We start from the raw sequence: 15,615 nt of genomic DNA, 5'->3' as shown, positions 1-15,615 counted from the left end.
CTCAGTCGTTCGTGGACGGTGCACCGAACAGCTCGGCGTCCGGGAGGACCCCGAGCGCGATCGCGATCCGGTTGGTGGCGTTGATGATCGAGATGATCTGCACGGCCTCGTAGACGTCCTCGTCCGACAGTCCGGCGGCGCGCAGTTCGTCGATCCGGGCGTCGGAGACCTCACCGGGCGTGTGCGTGATCGTGACCGCCAGATCGGCGAGCAGCCGCTCCCGGTCGGAGAGCTCCTCGACCTCGCGGTGGTCGAGGCCGATCCGGTGGGCGAGGCGGTGGTCGCCGAGCACCTTTCCGAGACCGTCGACGTGCAGGGCGTGGCAGTAGCTGCACCGGTTCGCGACCGAGACGACGGTCGCGAGGATCTCCCGCTCGCGCAGCGTGAGCTGGGCCTTGCTGTCCGGCGAGCCCAGCAGCAGCGGGAACAGGTAGTCGTTGAGGCGGGTGAAGCCCGCGCCGCCGAGAGCGAACGCGGACAGCCAGTTCGGGACGTGCCCCTCGGCGGCCTCGGTCCGGTCGAAGAAGGTCGCGATCGCCGGGGACAGCTCCTCGCGGGCGGGGACGCGCAGGCGGGAGATGCGAGCGCCGGGCTTCGTCTCGAGTGTCGTCATGATCGTCTCCTGGTATGGGGGGTTGCTCAGCCGAAGAACTGGTCGTCCGGTGTGACCTGCAGGACGATCGAGAAGCGGTTGGCCGCGACGAACGCGGCCACGACCTGGATCGCCTCGTAGATCTGCTCGTCGTCGAGGCCGAGCTCGCGCAGGCCCTCGATGTCGGCGTCCGTCACGTCGGTCGGGTGCAGGGCCAGCCTGCTCGCGAACCCGGCGAGCGTGCGGTGCCGGGCGGAGAGCTCACGGACCTCGCGGTAGTCGATCGCGACGCGGGTGCCGATCCTCTTGTCGCCCAGCGCTTCACCGAGACTCCCGGCGTGGTTGAGACGGCAGTAGCTGCAGCCGTTCTCGGCGGACGTGACGGTCGCGAGGATCTCCCGGTCCACATAGGGCAGGAGGCCGCCGTTCGGGTCGAGCAGCGCGAGCAGGTAGGCGTTGAACCGGGCCGCGTGGGCGCCGCCGAGCGCGAACGCGCGGACCCAGTTCGGGGTGTAGCCCAGCTGCGCGGTCAGCGACGAGATCTGGTCGCGCAGGGCGGCCGGGAGCTCGTCGATCTCGGGGACGCGCAGGCGGGAGATGGTCGTCGAAGAAAGCACCTCGGCGGTCATCGGATTCCTTTCCGGCAGGGCGGAATCGACCGTCGTCGTACAGAGACGACAGCCATTTCACGGAAACAGGAAGAAGCGTTCGGTCACGCGTGGAGGACGCGCTCAGCCGCAGCTGAGAGCGCGTTTCAGGAGAGCAGGGATCGCAAGATCAACAACCTGCGGAAAAGATGCGGCAGAAATCGATGTGCAGGCGCGATGTGAGCACCGGTCGATTCGCCACGACGCCGACAGTAACCGAGTCGCGCGGCCGTAATCAAGGGACCGACGGTTCCCGGGACGGCGGGAGCAGTGCGCGCAGCCCGTCGGCCTCGATCACGGCCCGGGAGCGGGAGGGCTACCGGCCTTGTCGGTTTCGCCGCGATCACGTACTACTTCTGTTCGTGACGCACACCAGGCTGGTCCGACGGCTCACCGTCGACCTCTGCCGCCTGACCACCGTCACCTGTCCGGCGGCCTGATCGGCCCCGTCGGCGGGTCCGCGACGACGCCGCCCCGCCGGATCTCCTTCCCCCACCTCACCCGGGACGTTCCCGGGCGTCCGCGTGCGGTCGCCCGGCGACGCCCCCTGCTCCGCGCGCCCGCGCGCGTTCCCGAGAGGCCTCTCCATGACCGCACCCACCGACACGCCGCAGGCGGACGACGCGGCCCCCGCGGCGCCCGCGGACCGCCGTGTCCGCGGACCCGCACCACGATTCGATCTCCGCGCGACCGTCCTGCCGCTGGTCTCGTTGCTCGTGTTCCTGGTCGTCTGGCAGCTCGCCGCGGCCAGCGGGCTCTGGAACGAGACGTTCGTCCCCTACCCGTCCACGGTGTGGCGGGCGTTCCTCGAGGTGTCGACGACCCACGACGGCACCCGCGGCTACCAGGGTTTCCTGCTCTGGGAGCACCTCTACATGACGCTGCGGCGCGTCCTGGCCGGTGTGGTCGCCGGTGTGGTGGTCGGCGTCGTGATCGGCCTGCTGATGGGCACCGTCGGCTGGGTCCGCCGCGTGCTCGAGCCGTGGTTGACGTTCCTGCGGGCGCTGCCGCCGCTGGCCTACTTCTTCCTGCTGGTGATCTGGCTGGGCATCGACGAGGCCCCGAAGATCACGCTTCTGGCGCTGGCCGCGTTCCCGCCCGCCGCCGTCGCGACCACGGCCGCCGTCGCCGCCGCGCCGCTCGGTCTCGTCGAGGCGGCACGTGCGCTCGGCGCGTCGCGCGCCGAGGTGGTCCGGGACGTGATCGTCCCGTCCGCTCTGCCCGAGACGTTCACCGGCATCCGGCTGGCCGTCGGCATCGCGTACTCGTCCGTGGTCGCGGCCGAGCTGTTCAACGGCATCCCGGGTATCGGCGGGATGGTCAAGGACGCCAGCAACTACAACAACACGCCCGTCGTGCTGGTCGGCATCTTCGCCATCGGCATCTCCGGCCTGGTCATCGACGCCCTGTTGCGGGCCGTCGAACGTCGCACCGTCCCGTGGAGGGGAAGAGCATGAGGATCCGATCCAGACTCGCCGCCGCGCTGGGCGCGGGCGTCGCCGCGCTGGGTCTGCTGTCCGGCTGCGCGATCGGCCCGGCCGGTCAGGACGCCGACAAGCCGACCATCCGGCTCGCCTACCAGTCGTTCCCCAGCGGCGACCTCGTGGTCAAGCACAACCGCTGGCTCGAGGACGCGCTGCCGAACTACAACATCCAGTGGACGAAGTTCGACTCCGGCGCGGACATCAACACCGCATTCGTCGCCAACCAGATCGACTTCGGAGCGATCGGCTCCAGCCCGGTCGCCCGGGGACTGTCCGCGCCGCTGAACATCCCCTACCAGGTCGCGTTCGTGCTCGACGTCGCCGGCGACAACGAGGCACTCGTCGCCCGCAACGCCACCGGCGTCAAGGACGTCGCGGGGCTGCGCGGCAAGCGGATCGCGACCGCGTTCGCGTCCACGTCGCACTACAGTCTGCTGGCCGCGCTGAGCCAGGCCGGGCTGACGGCGAAGGACGTCCAGCTCGTCGACCTGCAGCCGCAGGCCTCGCTCGCCGCGTGGGAACGCGGCGACGTCGACGCCGTCTACACCTGGCTGCCCACGCTCGACCAGCTCCGCAAGTCCGGCACCCAGCTGATCGCCAGCCGCCAGCTGGCCACGGCCGGCAAGCCCACCCTCGATCTGGGCGTGGTGTCCCGCTCGTTCGCCGAGCAGCACCCGGACGTCGTCGACACCTGGCGCAAGGTCCAGGCCCGTGGGCTGGAGACGATCCGCACCGATCCGGCGGGCGCCGCGGACGCGGTGTCGAAGGAGATCGGTGCGACGCCGGAGGACGCCGCGAACCAGCTGAAGCAGGGCGTGTTCCTGACGCCCCAGCAGCTCGGCTCCGCGGAGTGGCTGGGCAGTGACGGCAAGCCCGGCAACCTCGCGAAGAACCTGGAGAGCGCCGCGCAGTTCCTCGCCGAGCAGAAGCAGATCCCCTCGGCTCCGCCGCTCTCCACGTTCCAGGACGCCATCTACACGAAGGGGCTCCCGAATGTCCTCCAAGGCTGATGTGTCCTCCGCGGACGCGCGGACCGCGGCGGACGGCACGCCGGCGATCGCGGTGTCCGGCGTCACGCACTCCTACCCCGGCCGCAGGGAGCGGGTGCAGGCGCTCGGACCGATCGACCTGACCGTCGCGCCGGGCGAGTTCCTCGTGCTGGTCGGCGCGTCCGGCTGCGGCAAGAGCACGCTGCTGCGTCTCGTCGCCGGCTTCGAGAGCCCGACGGAGGGCACGGTGACCGTCGCCGGCGCGGCACCGGTGCCGGGGAAGAGTGCCGGCGTGGTGTTCCAGCAGCCACGCCTGTTCCCGTGGCGGTCGGTCGGCGGCAACATCGACCTCGCGCTCAAGTACGCGGACGTGGACGGTGCGGACCGCGACACGGCCCGCGACGGCCTGCTCGACCGGGTCGGGCTGGGCGGCACGGCGGACCGGAAGATCTGGGAGATCTCCGGCGGCCAGCAGCAGCGCGTCGCGATCGCCAGGGCTCTGGCCGCGCACCGGTCGCTGCTGCTGCTCGACGAGCCGTTCGGGGCGCTCGACGCGCTGACCCGCGAGCGGCTGCAGGACGACGTGCGCCGGGTCAGCCACGAGACCGGCCAGACCAGCGTGTTCGTCACGCACAGCGCCGACGAGGCGGTGTTCCTCGGCTCGAGGATCGTCGTGCTCTCGGCGCGGCCGGGGCGGATCGCGCTGGACCTGGCCGTACCGCTGCCCCGGTCCGGGGTCGACCCGGACGAGCTGCGCGGCTCCCCGGAGTATGCGGAGCTGCGGGCTCGGGTCGGGTCGGCCGTCAAGGAGGCCGCAGCCGCCGGCGGCTGAGCCGCGGGTCGCGCGGCCGGGCACTCCCCCGGCCGCGCGACCCGCTCACCCGCGCAGCACCCGGCGCGCCGCGGTGTCGAGCAGGTACCCGAGCAGCCCGATCACCAGGATCACGGCCATGACCTTGTCGTAGGCGAGCTGGTCGCGGGAGTTGAGGATCTCGTAGCCCAGTCCGGACGTCACGCCGAGCATCTCCGCAGGCACGAGCACCACCCACCCGATGCCGAGCGCCAGCCGCAGCCCGGTGAGCACGTGCGGACGGATCGTCGGCAGCACGACGCTGGTCAGCGTCTCGAACGGCGTCGCGCCGAGCGAGCGCGCGGCCAGCACGTGACCGGGGTCGACGGACCGGACACCGGCCACCGTGTTCATCACGACCGGCCAGACCGCGGCGGCCGCGACCAGGAAGAACACCGGCCGGTGCCCGATGCCGAACACGCCGATGGCCACCGGCGCCCAGGACAACGGCGAGATCATCCGCAGGAACTGGAACACCGGACGGGTGGCGTCGTCGAGCCGCCCGAACGAGCCGACCGCGAGGCCGATACCGACACCGAGCACCGATGCGACGAGCAGCCCGACGAGCAGGCGCCACAGGCTGGTCGCGACGTCGTCGAGCAGCACCCCGCTCGCCGCCAGGTCGACGACGGCGGGCAGCGCGTTCTGCGGCGCGAACGCCGCGAGCAGCGACGGCGGCGACACGAGCACCGTCGTCGCGAACCACCACAGCGCGACGGCCACCGCCACGCCGGCGGCCGGGACGAGCAGGGGCCGCGACCGCGGGACGGGTCGATCGACAGGGCGTGCGGGACGGGTCACCGTGGTCATGTGCGGGCCAGCTCCTCGGTGCGGGTCAGGTCGGCGGGCAGCCCGAACGCACCGGGCCCGCCGAGGGCGGTGATGCTGCTGCGCACGAACCGGTCGTCGACCAGGTCCGCGTGGACGTGTGCGCCGTCGAGTCCCTGCAGGAACGTCGTGTCGCCGTCGACGACGGTGTCGCGCATGGCGTCCACCAGCGCCGCGGTGTAGGTCGGGAACGGGAACGGGGCGAACCCGATCCGCTGGCCACCCCAGTCCGGGTTCTGCAGCGTGGCGGCGTAGTGGGACGGGTCGTAGGTCAGCGCCCTCGTGATCGCCGGCTGCGGCTGGGGCAGGTACTTCCCACCGGACAGCAGACCGGCCGTCTCCGGCCGGTGGCCGTCGACCCACTGCTGCGCCCCGGTCAGCGCGTCGGTCACGCCCTGCACGACCTCCGGTGCCGAGTCGATCAGGTCCTGGCGTGCGACGACCACGCAGCACGCGTGCTGGCGCCACGCGTCGCCGACGAAGCGCGCGATCCGCCCGACCTTGCGGATCTCGGCTGCGGCGTTGAACGGGTCGGCGACGATGTAGCCGGAGATCGTGCCGGTGTGCAGCGCGGGCAGCATGTCGGCGGGGCTCAGCACGACCAGGCGCACCGTCCGGTCCACTGCGGACGGTGCGTCGCGGACGACGGCCCGCAGGCCGGCCTCGCGCAGCATGCGCTGCAGCATCACGTTGTGGATCGACCACCAGAACGGGATCGCGACCGTCGTCCCGGCCAGGTCGCTCAGGTCGCGCACCCGTGGGCCGACGGTGAGCGCCGAGCCGTTGGTGTGGTTCCAGGCCAGCACCCGGACCTGCGCACCGAGCGCGTAGCGCAGCTGCACGGCGAACGGCATCAGCAGGTGTACGACGTCGAGCTCGCCCGCCACGAACGCCTGCGCGAGCGACTCCCATCCTCGGAACAGCACGGGCCGGACCGCCCGCACCCCGGCCCGGTCGAACCGGCCCTGCGCGTGGGCCACGAGCAACGGCGAGGCGTCGGTGATCGGGAGGTACCCGATCCGCAGCACGCCGCCGCCCGCCGCGGACGGACCGGACCGCGCGGTCGGGCGGTCGCCGGTGACGAGGTCGGCCAGACCCGCCAGTCCACCGGCGGCGCCGAGCGCGACGGCACCGCCGAGCAGCGTGCGTCGGCTGATCGCGGCCATCAGCCGGCCGCGGGAAGTGTGTCCACCTGGGACCGGTAGCTGGCGAGCAGCTCCGGTCGCAGCGGGTGCGACGCCAGGTCGTCGTGGTCCGGAACCGGATCGGGAGACCAGGTTCCGGCGGTCGCGCCCGCCCCGTCCAGCGCCGTGATCGTCGTGCCGAGGTAGAGCGCCTCGTCGACGTCGTGGGTGACGAGCACGAGCGTGACGCCGAGCCGGACGACGGTGTCGCGCAACCACTCCTGCAGGTGCGTGCGGGTGGCCGGGTCGAGTGCGCCGAACGGCTCGTCGAGCAGCAGGATGTCCGGTCCGATCGCCATCGCGCGGGCGATCGCGACGCGCTGGGCCTGCCCGCCGGACAGCTGGTCGGGCCGGGACGCGGTCAGCTCCGCGATGCCGAACACATCGAGCAGGTCGCGCGCGCGAGCGTCGTCGTAGCGGCCGCGGTTGGCCCGGTACCGGCCACCGAGCGCGACGTTGCCGGCGACGTCGAGCCACGGCAGCAGCAACGGCTGCTGGAACACGGTCGCGGTGACGGCGCCCTGCCCGTCCGGGCGGGTCAGCTCGCCGCCGTCGAGCGTCTCGAGCCCGGCGAGCAGGCGCAGCAACGTCGACTTGCCGCTGCCGCTCGGGCCGAGCACGACCAGTCGGCCGCCGCGGGCGACGTCGAGATCGAGGGCGTCCAGGACGGTCCGGTCGCCGTAGTGCTTGGCCGCGTCGGTCAGGCGGAGCGCGACAGTTCCCACCGCAGGTGTCCTTCCGTCGGAGACTGGATCGGCAGGAACGCGCCCTCGCGCAGCCGCCGGGCGACATCGCTGCCCGCCACGTAGCCGGCACCACCGCGGACCGTGGACTCCAGCCGGGTCGCGTCGGTCGCGACGCCCGCCGCGTCGAGGCGGATCCGGAGCAGATCGGCCGGCGTGTGCGACGACGGGTCGGCGGCTGCCGCGTGCAGCCTCCGGTGCACGTCCGCGGCCCTCCCGGACACCGCGGCCGCGTCCGGGGCCAGCTCGACGTTGGCGCCGGTGGCGCGCCGCTCCGCCTCGGCCGCGGACCGCCGTGCGAGCCCCGAGCAGAACGCGCTCTGCACCAGCAGGAACGCGGGCCGGACACCGCCGACGAAGGCGCTCAGGTCATCGGACAGGATCGCGTCGGCACCGACCTCGACGCCGTCGAGGCGCATCGAGGACGACGCGGTGCCGTTGAGCGCCATCAGCGTCGGGCCCGGGTCGACGGTCACGCCGGGGTCGCCCGTCCGGATCCGCACCACCGCGCGGCCGTCCCCCTCGGACCCGAGGCGCACCGGCAGAACGACGACGGCACCGTCGAACAGGTTCGAGGCCCACCGGATCGGCCCGTCGAGCCGCAGCCCGGACGCGGTTCGCGTGGCGACGACCGGGACGGGCTCGAGTCCGGCGAGATCGCGCAGCGCCGGAGCCATGGCCGTCGAGCCGATCTCGCGCCCGGCACGCAGGTCGGCCCCGAGCCGGCTCTCGCCCGATCCTCCCCTGGTCAGGTACTCGATCACCATCCGGTGCGCCCACAACGAGAACGCCGAGCTCATGCACTCGCCGGCGACCCGTTCGACGAGCGCAACCGCGTGCGGCAGGCCGCTGCCCTCCGGTGCGAGCAGGTCCGCCTCGCCGAGGCGGCGCAGGCCCGGCCGGACGTCCCCGCCCGGACCGTCGACCGTGGCGGCGTCGTCCCGGAACCGGTCCGCGATGCCGTCCAACGTGGACAAGGCCGCGGTCATCGCTGCTCCAGCGCGTACAGGCGGTCGATCGGGGTGTCGACGGCCGCGCGTCCGCGACGCACGGTGTCCTCGTCGTCGGCGTCGTAGAAGCACAGACACTTGGCCATGTCCTCACGGACGTAGGTGCGCAGGAAGCTCACCTCCGGCACGTCGGCGTAGCGCGGAGCCTTGGACTTCTTGCGCGCCAGGTAGGTGTCCATGTCCAGCCCGTCCGGCAGGTCCCACTCGACGAGCCAGCCCGCGGTGGGCCGGGCCGCCTTCAGCTCGGCCAGGTCGGCCCCGACCAGCCGCACCTCGTCCGGACCGGTCACGCTCGCCGCGGACGGCACCTGCGCGAGTGCTCCGTCCGGAGCGTCCGCCTCGACGACCGCATAGACGGTCGAGTAGCTGCCCGTGACCTGGGACTCGATCAGTTCGCCGGAGGCGTTCGCGGCGGCCTTGTCGATGTCCGCGAGCAGCGCGGTCACGCCGTCGACGTCGCCACGGGACGGGACGAACTCGTACAGGAACAGCGACATGGGACGACCTCCAGCGCATGAGAGGACCCGGCCACGCACGACAGGGCGCGGCGACGGGAGGAAGTCGGGCGTCGGCGGTCTCAGCGCGCCCGGAGAGGTGAGCCCGGACATGCCGCGGCGGCGACCCGCAGCAGGTCGACATGGCGACGCTGCACGAGACGGACGGGGCTCACGGCCCCAACGGTAATAGATAGATCGGTCGGTCTGTCAATGGTCTAGGCTGATCGTCATGCCCACCCGCGGGAAACAGGACGGCGCTCCCCCGGCCGACCGTCTGCTCGACTCCGCGGCCGAGTTGTTCGACAGCGAGGGGATCCGGGCGGTCGGCATCGACCGGCTGATCAGCGAGGCCGACGTCGCCCGCGCCAGCCTCTACCAGCACTTCGGCTCCAAGGACGCACTCGTCGTCGCGTACCTGGAACGCACCGACCGACGCGACCGGGCCGCGTACGCGCACGCCGTCCGCGAGCTCGGCGGGCGCCCTCTCGGCCGGATCCGTGCCGTGTTCACGTCGGCGGCCACCTCGGCCGAGCGCCGGAACTATCGGGGCTGTCTCTACGTCAACGCCCTGACCGAGTTTCCCGATGACGACCATCCGGTTCGTCGGGTCGTGCTCGACCACCGGCAGTGGCTCGTCGACGAGCTCGTCGCCGCCCTCGAACAGATCGGAGTACCCGACCCGCGGGCACTCGCCGCCAGGATTCAGTTGATCTACGACGGCGCGCTGGTCGGGAGCAAGGCGGTCCGGGACGCGTCGCCGATCACCAACGCCGCCGCTCTCGTCGACGAGATGGTCCTCTCGGCATCACCCGCACCCTGAGGACGCGCTCCCCCGCCCGTCTGGTCCGACCGCCCCGTCCGGGAGGTCGTCCAGGCGCAGGGTCAGGACGTGCTCCGGGTCTCGGCGATGGCGAAGTGCAGCTCGATGCGGTTGAGGTGGTCGACCTGGATGACCTTCTCGGTGAACCGCCATGAACCGTCCACTTTGGCGAATCGGTCGTGGTACCGACCGCCGACCACGATCTGGTAGTCGTGGCCCGTCGCCCGCTGGAGCACCGTGAAGTAGCAGCGCGAGCGGGCGGTGTCGCCGTCGAGCTCGATGAGCTGGTTGGTGATCAGGTGCCTGGTGCGGGGATCGCCGTTCTTGTAGGTCACCACCTGCTCGGTGCGGCCTCGGCGAGCGTCGCGCCACGAAGGCCGCTCGACGTGAGTGCCGTGAACCGGTGTTCGGCGATGCGCCAGCTCCCGTCCCCGTCGCGGACGAACCGGTCGTCGTAGATCCCGAGGGTGACGAGCAGGACCGAGGTGTCCCCGATCTGCACGGCCTGTACGTAGGCACGGCCCGACGCGGTGGCCCCGTCCGCTGCCGTCTCCACGGCGACGCTGGAGACCAGGTGGCGCACCCCGGGCAGCGCGTCTCGCCCGCGGCGGGCCGCCCGAGCGATGGCGGCTCGGCCGCGGACCGGCTCGCGCCCGGCGACGGCGAACACGCCGTCGTCGGTGAACAGGTCCGCGAACTGCTCGGCGTGTCCGTCGTCGTAGAGGTGGGCGTACCGGCCGTACAGGTCAGCCGGTGCCCTCACTTCGGTAGCGCGCCTGCGTCGACGGGCAGCGTCGCGGCGGCGACGAAGGCGACGTTGTTCTCGAGTCGTCCGGCCATCGTCAGGAGCTCCTTCGTTCGGTAGGGGTCGGTGATGTCGCGCCGATGGCGTGGTTCTCCGTGCCTGTCGGTGGGTGACGGGACCGAGGGGAGGCTCGGCCCGCGGGTCATCCGCGGAAGTGGGCGATGGCCTGCTTGAGGCCGATCTCCTTGACGAGCTCCTGCATCTCGGCGACGTCCGGGGTGGTGTGGATGAGCGCGTCGGTGTCGGCACCCATGCCGGCGACGGTCAGGAAGCCGTTCATCTCCTGCACCCGGTTGATGGCCAGCTTCTTCATGCGCAGGATCGAGGCGGGGGTCTTCGCGATGGACAGCGCCAGATCCCGGGCGTGCTGCTCGAGGTCGGCGGCGGGGACGGCCGAGTTCGCGAACCCCCACTCGACGGCGGTCCGCCCGTCGATGCGTCGACCGGCGACGAACGACATCTCCTTGGCTCGCTGCGGGCCGACCTGGAACGACCACAGTGGCGAGATGAACCCGCCGCCCAACGGAACCGCGGGCGAGGCGGCGATCTGGGTGTCCTCGGCGACGACGGTGATGTCGCAGAACAACGCGAGCTGGGTCGCACCGGCCATGCAGTAGCCGTGCACGGCGGCGATGACCGGCTGGGGGTGGCGCCAGATCCGGGTGAACCGGTCGATGTAGGTCGCCTGGCGGTCGCGATCGGCGACAGAGCTGCGGGTGTGCGCGTCGCCGACCTCTTCGGAGTCGCTGGAGACGTCGTACCCGGCGGAGAACGCCTTGCCGGCGCCGCGCAGGATCACGACGCGGGCGTCGGAGCGTTCCAGATCGGCCAGGTGGTCGGCCAGCTCGTCGAGCATCGCCATCGACAGGGCGTTGAGTCGTTCCGGCCGGTCGAACGTCAGCCACGCGATCGGTCCCTCGCGCTCCAGGCGCACCTCGGCTCGATCCTGCGGGTCTGTCTCCGGCACCGGCTCCTCCTCGACGTCGAGCGTGAACGAGATACAACCTACCGTCTGGTTGGATCGTGGTCCAGGCCTCAGTTTCACATCATTTCAGCAGGCTGTGAGCATGGCATCGTTGACTGACTCTCGGTTGATTCGTAATCTCCCTGTCGGTTGTTCGACACGAGATGCCGAGGTGGCGATGACGCTGTCCAGACAGACGGACCTGGCTCAGTTCCGGGCCGATGCCGAGCAGTGGCTGCGCGCGTCGGTCCCGGAGCGATGGAAGGCCGAGCGGGGCGCGTTGTCCGAACAGGACACCACCGAGGTGAAGCGCGAGTGGGATCGTCAGCTGTTCGCCGGTGGGTTCGCGGGCCTGTCGCTGCCGGCAGAGCACGGAGGCCAGGGGCTGGGACTGGCCGAAGAGGTGGCCTTCCACGAGCTCGCGGCCCGCGCGCACGCGCCCGAAGGCTTCGGCCGGATCGGAAAGATCCTCACGGCACCGACCCTGATCGTGCACGGCACCGAGGAGCAGCGAGGTCGGTTCCTGCCCGGCATCCTGTCCGGGGAGCAGGTGTGGTGTCAGGGTTTCTCCGAGCCGGGTGCGGGCTCCGATCTGGCCGGGGTCTCGACGGTCGCGCGCCGGGACGGCAACGGGTACCGGGTGACCGGTCAGAAGGTGTGGACGAGTTTCGCCGACGTCGCCGACCGGAGCTTGTTGCTTGCGCGGTCCAGCCCGGACGCGCCTCGCTACCGGAACCTGTCCATGCTGCTGCTGGACATGCGTCAGCCCGGCGTCGTCGTCCGGCCGATCAAGCAGATCTCGGGTGCGACGCACTTCGCCGAGGTCTTCTTCGAGGACGTCTGGGTCGCCGACGAGGACCGGCTCGGCGATGACGGCCAGGGCTGGAAGGTCGCCATGACCGTGCTGCAGAACGAGCGCGGCATCGTCGAAGGCATCACCCGCTACGTCGAGATGCGCGGTGACATGGACCTGCTGATCGCGCACTGCGCCGGCACCGAGTACGAGCGGGCCGCCGCGGACCTCGATGTCCGGCTGGAGCTGGTGCGCTGGCAGGTGGCCAAGTCCGTCGAACTGGAGGACGACCCGGTCGCGTTCGTCCGCGCCTCGTCGGTGCTGAAGGTGACCTGGAGCGAGCTCTGGCAGGAGATGACCCAGCTAGGACTGCGGGTGGCTCCGGCAGAGCATCTGGCGCACTGGCGCCACCAGTACCTGGAGACCCGGGCGTCGTCGATCTACTCCGGCTCCTCGGAGATCCAGCGCAACATCATCGCCGAGCGGGTGCTCGGCCTTCCGAAGTGAGGCGGACCGACGTGGCGACACGGATGCGCGCGAACGAGATCGGGCTGCTCGCGGCCGACGGTGTGCGGGACGTGCTCGCCGGGACACTCGGTGACACCCCGGTCGCCGACTACGCGGAGACCGATCCGCTCGGGTGGGCCGTCCTGCGGGACGGCGGCTGGGACGAGCTCGGCGTGCCCGAGGATGCCGGAGGCGCCGGGGCGACGCTGCGCGATCTCGCCGAGGTCGCGATGGTGTGCGGCGAGTTCTGCCTCCCCTCCCCCCTGACCGTCACGATCGCAGCCAAGCGCTGGTCGGCCACCGCCCGCGACCAGGACGCCCCGGTCACCGTCGCGGTTCGGACCCGCGCCGGGAACATCGCACCGTTCGGCAGGCAGGCTCGGCCGCTGTGCGGCCTCGGTGACGGCCCTGACGGCTTCCTCGACGCGTCGGCCGCGGCCGCGGACACGTTCGCGATGACGTTACGGCCGGTCGCGATCGAGCGGCCCACGGTGTTCTCGCCGCAGGCCGCCCGCGAGCTCGCCGTGCTGTGGGCGGCCGAGGGCGTGGGAGCGGCGCGGCGGTGCCTCGCCGACTCGGTGGAGTACGCCTCGGGCCGCAAGCAGTTCGGAGTGCCGATCGGCAGCTTCCAGGCGGTCAAGCACCGGGCCGCGCACACCTTGGAGCTGACCGAGCGGGCCGAGACGGCGGTGCTCTGGGCCGCGGCGGACTCCTACCGGGAGGGCCACGAGTCGATCGAGAGCAGACGACTGCTGCTGCACTCGCTGACCACCGCGCAGGAGGTCGTCGAGAGCGCCGTCCAGATTCACGGTGGGATGGGCTTCACCTGGGAGATGGGCCTGCACGTGTTCCTGCGCCACGTCGTGACGCTGCGCGAGCTGGTCGACGGACTGCTCCCGGACTGACGCAGCTCGCCCTCACGGAATCGGCCCCCCGGCAGGAACGCCGGGGGGCCGATCCGCGAGTGCTCGGTCCGCGATGCCCGAGCACGCGGCTCTCAGCCGTAGTCGTGGTACTCCACGAGCAGTCCGTCGCGGAACGTCAGGAACGTGGCCAGCTCCAGCGATATGGCCTCGCCCTTCGCGGCGAAACCGGGCATGTCTCCGAGCGCCGTGGCGGTGAAGGTGTGGCGCACCACCACGCTGTCCGACCCGATCACGTCGAGGGCGGTCCGGTCACCGAACCGCTTGTCCGGGATGACCTGCCCCGCGCCGGCGAACAGCTCGCTCGCGGTCTGCTTGCCCCGCACGTCCACGCCGCGGTTGTGGTGGACGATGTGCACGTCGTCGCTCAGGAACGACGTGATCCTCTCGAGATCGCCGCTGTTGTAGGCGTCCAGGTACGCCTCGGCCAGCTCGGTCAGGCCGACGGTCGTGGAACTGCTCATCGGTACTCCTCGTGGTCGACGCCGGCGTCGGCGTCGTTGTCCGTCCGCCCGGTGACTCCGCGCGGGTCGCGATCGCCGCCACGGAAGCTCGAGAACCCCGCCGCTGCCCGACCGAGTCGGAAGCTAGCAAACCATCCGACTGGTTGCCAGCTCCGAATGGAGTCATACTCGCAGTTCAGAGCGGATTGACTAGGTATCAGACACGTCGCTAGTCTGACCCTGCCAGTCGGTTGGTTGGGTTCTCCACCGCCGACTCCAGTGCCGGGCCCTCCGGGCCTGATCACTACGCGACACGTCACGAAGTCCGGCGAAGGAGCTGCTTGTGCGCGCTGCTGTGTTCCACACCCCGTTCATGCCGCCGACGAGGTCGGCCAAGGAGGTCTTCACGTGGGCGGTGGACCGCGCGACGGTCGCCGACCAGGCCGGGTGCTCCGAGTTCTGGATCGGTGAGCACGCGACCCAGTCATGGGAGTCGATCCCGAACCCGGAGCTGGTGATCGCCGCGGCCGCGCTGAACACCGAGAACATCACCCTCGCGCCGGGCGCGCACCTGCTGCCATACCACAACCCGGCCTCGCTGGCGATCCAGATCGCGTGGCTGACCCAGATCCTCGAGGGCCGCTACATCCTCGGCGTCGGCGCCGGCGCCTACCCGGCCGACGGCGCCCTTCGGGGCCTCGACGACCTCTCGGCGAACCACAAGATGGTCGTCGAGTCGATCGAGATCATGCAGAAGATCTGGGCCGGTGAACCCTTCAAGCACGAGGGCACCTACTTCACGGCCGGGTTCCCGCAGGAGGACCCGAGCCACCCGTTCCGCAACATGCTCCCGCACGACGGCAAGGTCCGGATGGGCCTCACCGGGCTGTCGCAGAACTCGCCGTCGATCCGCTTCGCCGGCGCCCACGGGTACCTGCCGCTGTCGGTGTACGCCGGCAACACGTTCCTCAAGACCCACTGGTCGGTCTACTCCGAGGCCGCCGAGCAGAACGGCCACAAGGCCGACCGCGACGACCACCACGTCGTGCGCGACGTGTTCGTCGCCGATACCGACGCCGAGGCCAAGAAGCTCGCCAAGGAAGGCGGCATGGGCAAGGCGTGGGCGGAGTACCTGCTGCCGGTGTACAAGCAGTTCGGGATCGCCGACGGCCTGGCCGAGGGCACCGGCGTGGACGCCGCGGACATCGACCTCGACTTCCTCGCCGAGCACGTGTGGATCTGCGGCAGCCCCGACACCGTCGTGGAGAAGTTCCAGGCGTTCCAGGAGGCGAGCGGCGGCTTCGGGACGATCATGACCTACGACTACGACTACCTCGACGACCCGGCGCCGTTCAACGAGTCGACCCGCCTGCTCGCCCAGGAGGTCGCGCCGCGCGTCAAGCTGCCGGCCGCGGTGGGCTGAGGCCGTCCGACCCGTAGGACACGGGTGAGGGGCGCTCCCGACCGGGAGCGCCCCTCACCTGTCTGCTGCCGCGGGCCGGTCGTCCACGGTGCAGCGACCGGACGCGGGCTCCG

At 71.3% G+C, this 15,615-nt stretch carries 19 protein-coding genes; 7 read left to right on the top strand and 12 right to left on the bottom strand.

Translation table 11 applies throughout. The annotated features are described in order from the left end of the window. Position 1: 1 nt before the first annotated feature. Positions 2–613, bottom strand: a complete 612-nt coding sequence (locus tag EV378_RS30020) for a peroxidase-related enzyme (RefSeq protein WP_132430727.1) — start codon at positions 611–613, stop codon at positions 2–4. A gap of 26 nt (positions 614–639) precedes the next feature. Then, positions 640–1,221, bottom strand: a complete 582-nt coding sequence (locus EV378_RS30015; protein ID WP_132430726.1) for a peroxidase-related enzyme — start codon at positions 1,219–1,221, stop codon at positions 640–642. A 605-nt stretch (positions 1,222–1,826) separates the two neighbouring features. On the opposite strand from EV378_RS30015, the gene EV378_RS30010 reads away from it, so the two are divergent. From EV378_RS30010 to EV378_RS30000, 3 genes are read left to right on the top strand one after another with little or no spacing between them, the layout of a single operon-like run. Then, positions 1,827–2,696 carry an ABC transporter permease gene (locus EV378_RS30010; RefSeq protein WP_132430725.1) on the top strand — a complete coding sequence of 290 codons (870 nt, stop codon included), beginning with the start codon at positions 1,827–1,829 and terminating at the stop codon, positions 2,694–2,696. Next, the gene (locus EV378_RS30005; protein ID WP_132430724.1) at positions 2,693–3,733 is read left to right on the top strand and encodes a taurine ABC transporter substrate-binding protein; all 1,041 of its coding nucleotides are present in this window, start codon (positions 2,693–2,695) and stop codon (positions 3,731–3,733) included. Before EV378_RS30010 ends, EV378_RS30005 begins: the two co-directional genes overlap by 4 nt. Then, complete coding sequence (locus tag EV378_RS30000; protein ID WP_132430723.1) at positions 3,717–4,544, top strand: ABC transporter ATP-binding protein; 828 nt, start codon at positions 3,717–3,719, stop codon at positions 4,542–4,544. Before EV378_RS30005 ends, EV378_RS30000 begins: the two co-directional genes overlap by 17 nt. Positions 4,545–4,589: 45 nt before the next feature. On the opposite strand, the gene EV378_RS29995 is transcribed toward EV378_RS30000, so the two are convergent. The 6 genes from EV378_RS29995 to EV378_RS37165 all read right to left on the bottom strand — a co-directional run bounded on the left by EV378_RS29995 (position 4,590) and on the right by EV378_RS37165 (position 8,997). Next, a complete protein-coding gene (locus EV378_RS29995) occupies positions 4,590–5,372 on the bottom strand; it encodes an ABC transporter permease (protein ID WP_132430722.1) in 783 nt (260 codons plus the stop codon). Beyond that, positions 5,369–6,556 (bottom strand): ABC transporter substrate-binding protein, encoded by a 1,188-nt coding sequence (locus EV378_RS29990; protein ID WP_132430721.1) that lies wholly within the window; start codon positions 6,554–6,556, stop codon positions 5,369–5,371. The genes EV378_RS29995 and EV378_RS29990 overlap by 4 nt, the downstream gene beginning before the upstream one ends. Beyond that, positions 6,556–7,299, bottom strand: a complete 744-nt coding sequence (locus tag EV378_RS29985) for an ABC transporter ATP-binding protein (protein WP_132430720.1) — start codon at positions 7,297–7,299, stop codon at positions 6,556–6,558. The genes EV378_RS29990 and EV378_RS29985 overlap by 1 nt, the downstream gene beginning before the upstream one ends. Beyond that, on the bottom strand, positions 7,275–8,306 hold the full coding sequence (locus EV378_RS29980) for an acyl-CoA dehydrogenase family protein (protein WP_132430719.1): 1,032 nt from the start codon (positions 8,304–8,306) through the stop codon (positions 7,275–7,277). The genes EV378_RS29985 and EV378_RS29980 overlap by 25 nt, the downstream gene beginning before the upstream one ends. Continuing rightward, the gene (locus tag EV378_RS29975; RefSeq protein ID WP_132430718.1) at positions 8,303–8,824 is read right to left on the bottom strand and encodes a DUF4242 domain-containing protein; all 522 of its coding nucleotides are present in this window, start codon (positions 8,822–8,824) and stop codon (positions 8,303–8,305) included. The genes EV378_RS29980 and EV378_RS29975 overlap by 4 nt, the downstream gene beginning before the upstream one ends. Positions 8,825–8,904: 80 nt before the next feature. Next, the gene (locus EV378_RS37165) at positions 8,905–8,997 is read right to left on the bottom strand and encodes a putative leader peptide (RefSeq protein WP_424511260.1); all 93 of its coding nucleotides are present in this window, start codon (positions 8,995–8,997) and stop codon (positions 8,905–8,907) included. A 56-nt stretch (positions 8,998–9,053) separates the two neighbouring features. Between EV378_RS37165 and EV378_RS29970 the strand changes: the two genes are divergently transcribed. Next, on the top strand, positions 9,054–9,644 hold the full coding sequence (locus tag EV378_RS29970; protein ID WP_132430717.1) for a TetR/AcrR family transcriptional regulator: 591 nt from the start codon (positions 9,054–9,056) through the stop codon (positions 9,642–9,644). Positions 9,645–9,706: 62 nt separating this feature from the next. Here the strand turns inward: EV378_RS29970 and EV378_RS29965 are convergent, their stop codons facing one another. The 3 genes from EV378_RS29965 to EV378_RS29955 form a co-directional block, all read right to left on the bottom strand. Then, on the bottom strand, positions 9,707–9,979 hold the full coding sequence (locus EV378_RS29965; protein ID WP_243653834.1) for a nuclear transport factor 2 family protein: 273 nt from the start codon (positions 9,977–9,979) through the stop codon (positions 9,707–9,709). Next, entirely contained in the window at positions 9,976–10,407 is a 432-nt protein-coding gene (locus tag EV378_RS35630) for a nuclear transport factor 2 family protein (protein WP_165922549.1), read from the bottom strand. The genes EV378_RS29965 and EV378_RS35630 overlap by 4 nt, the downstream gene beginning before the upstream one ends. A gap of 184 nt (positions 10,408–10,591) precedes the next feature. Beyond that, positions 10,592–11,416 (bottom strand): enoyl-CoA hydratase/isomerase family protein, encoded by an 825-nt coding sequence (locus EV378_RS29955; RefSeq protein ID WP_132430714.1) that lies wholly within the window; start codon positions 11,414–11,416, stop codon positions 10,592–10,594. Between the two features lie 175 nt (positions 11,417–11,591). On the opposite strand from EV378_RS29955, the gene EV378_RS29950 reads away from it, so the two are divergent. Both EV378_RS29950 and EV378_RS29945 read left to right on the top strand, forming a co-directional pair. Further along, positions 11,592–12,713, top strand: a complete 1,122-nt coding sequence (locus EV378_RS29950; RefSeq protein WP_132430713.1) for an acyl-CoA dehydrogenase family protein — start codon at positions 11,592–11,594, stop codon at positions 12,711–12,713. A gap of 23 nt (positions 12,714–12,736) precedes the next feature. After that, positions 12,737–13,618: an acyl-CoA dehydrogenase family protein gene (locus tag EV378_RS29945; RefSeq protein ID WP_132430712.1), complete on the top strand. Its 882-nt coding sequence runs from the start codon at positions 12,737–12,739 to the stop codon at positions 13,616–13,618. A gap of 92 nt (positions 13,619–13,710) precedes the next feature. On the opposite strand, the gene EV378_RS29940 is transcribed toward EV378_RS29945, so the two are convergent. After that, on the bottom strand, positions 13,711–14,100 hold the full coding sequence (locus tag EV378_RS29940) for a nuclear transport factor 2 family protein (RefSeq protein WP_132430711.1): 390 nt from the start codon (positions 14,098–14,100) through the stop codon (positions 13,711–13,713). Between the two features lie 322 nt (positions 14,101–14,422). Between EV378_RS29940 and EV378_RS29935 the strand changes: the two genes are divergently transcribed. Continuing rightward, complete coding sequence (locus EV378_RS29935; protein WP_132430710.1) at positions 14,423–15,502, top strand: LLM class flavin-dependent oxidoreductase; 1,080 nt, start codon at positions 14,423–14,425, stop codon at positions 15,500–15,502. Positions 15,503–15,615: the final 113 nt, after the last annotated feature.

This window comes from Pseudonocardia endophytica (assembly GCF_004339565.1).
GTDB classification, from domain to species: Bacteria; Actinomycetota; Actinomycetes; order Mycobacteriales; family Pseudonocardiaceae; genus Pseudonocardia; species Pseudonocardia endophytica.
This window is presented reverse-complemented; position numbering and strand designations above follow the sequence as displayed.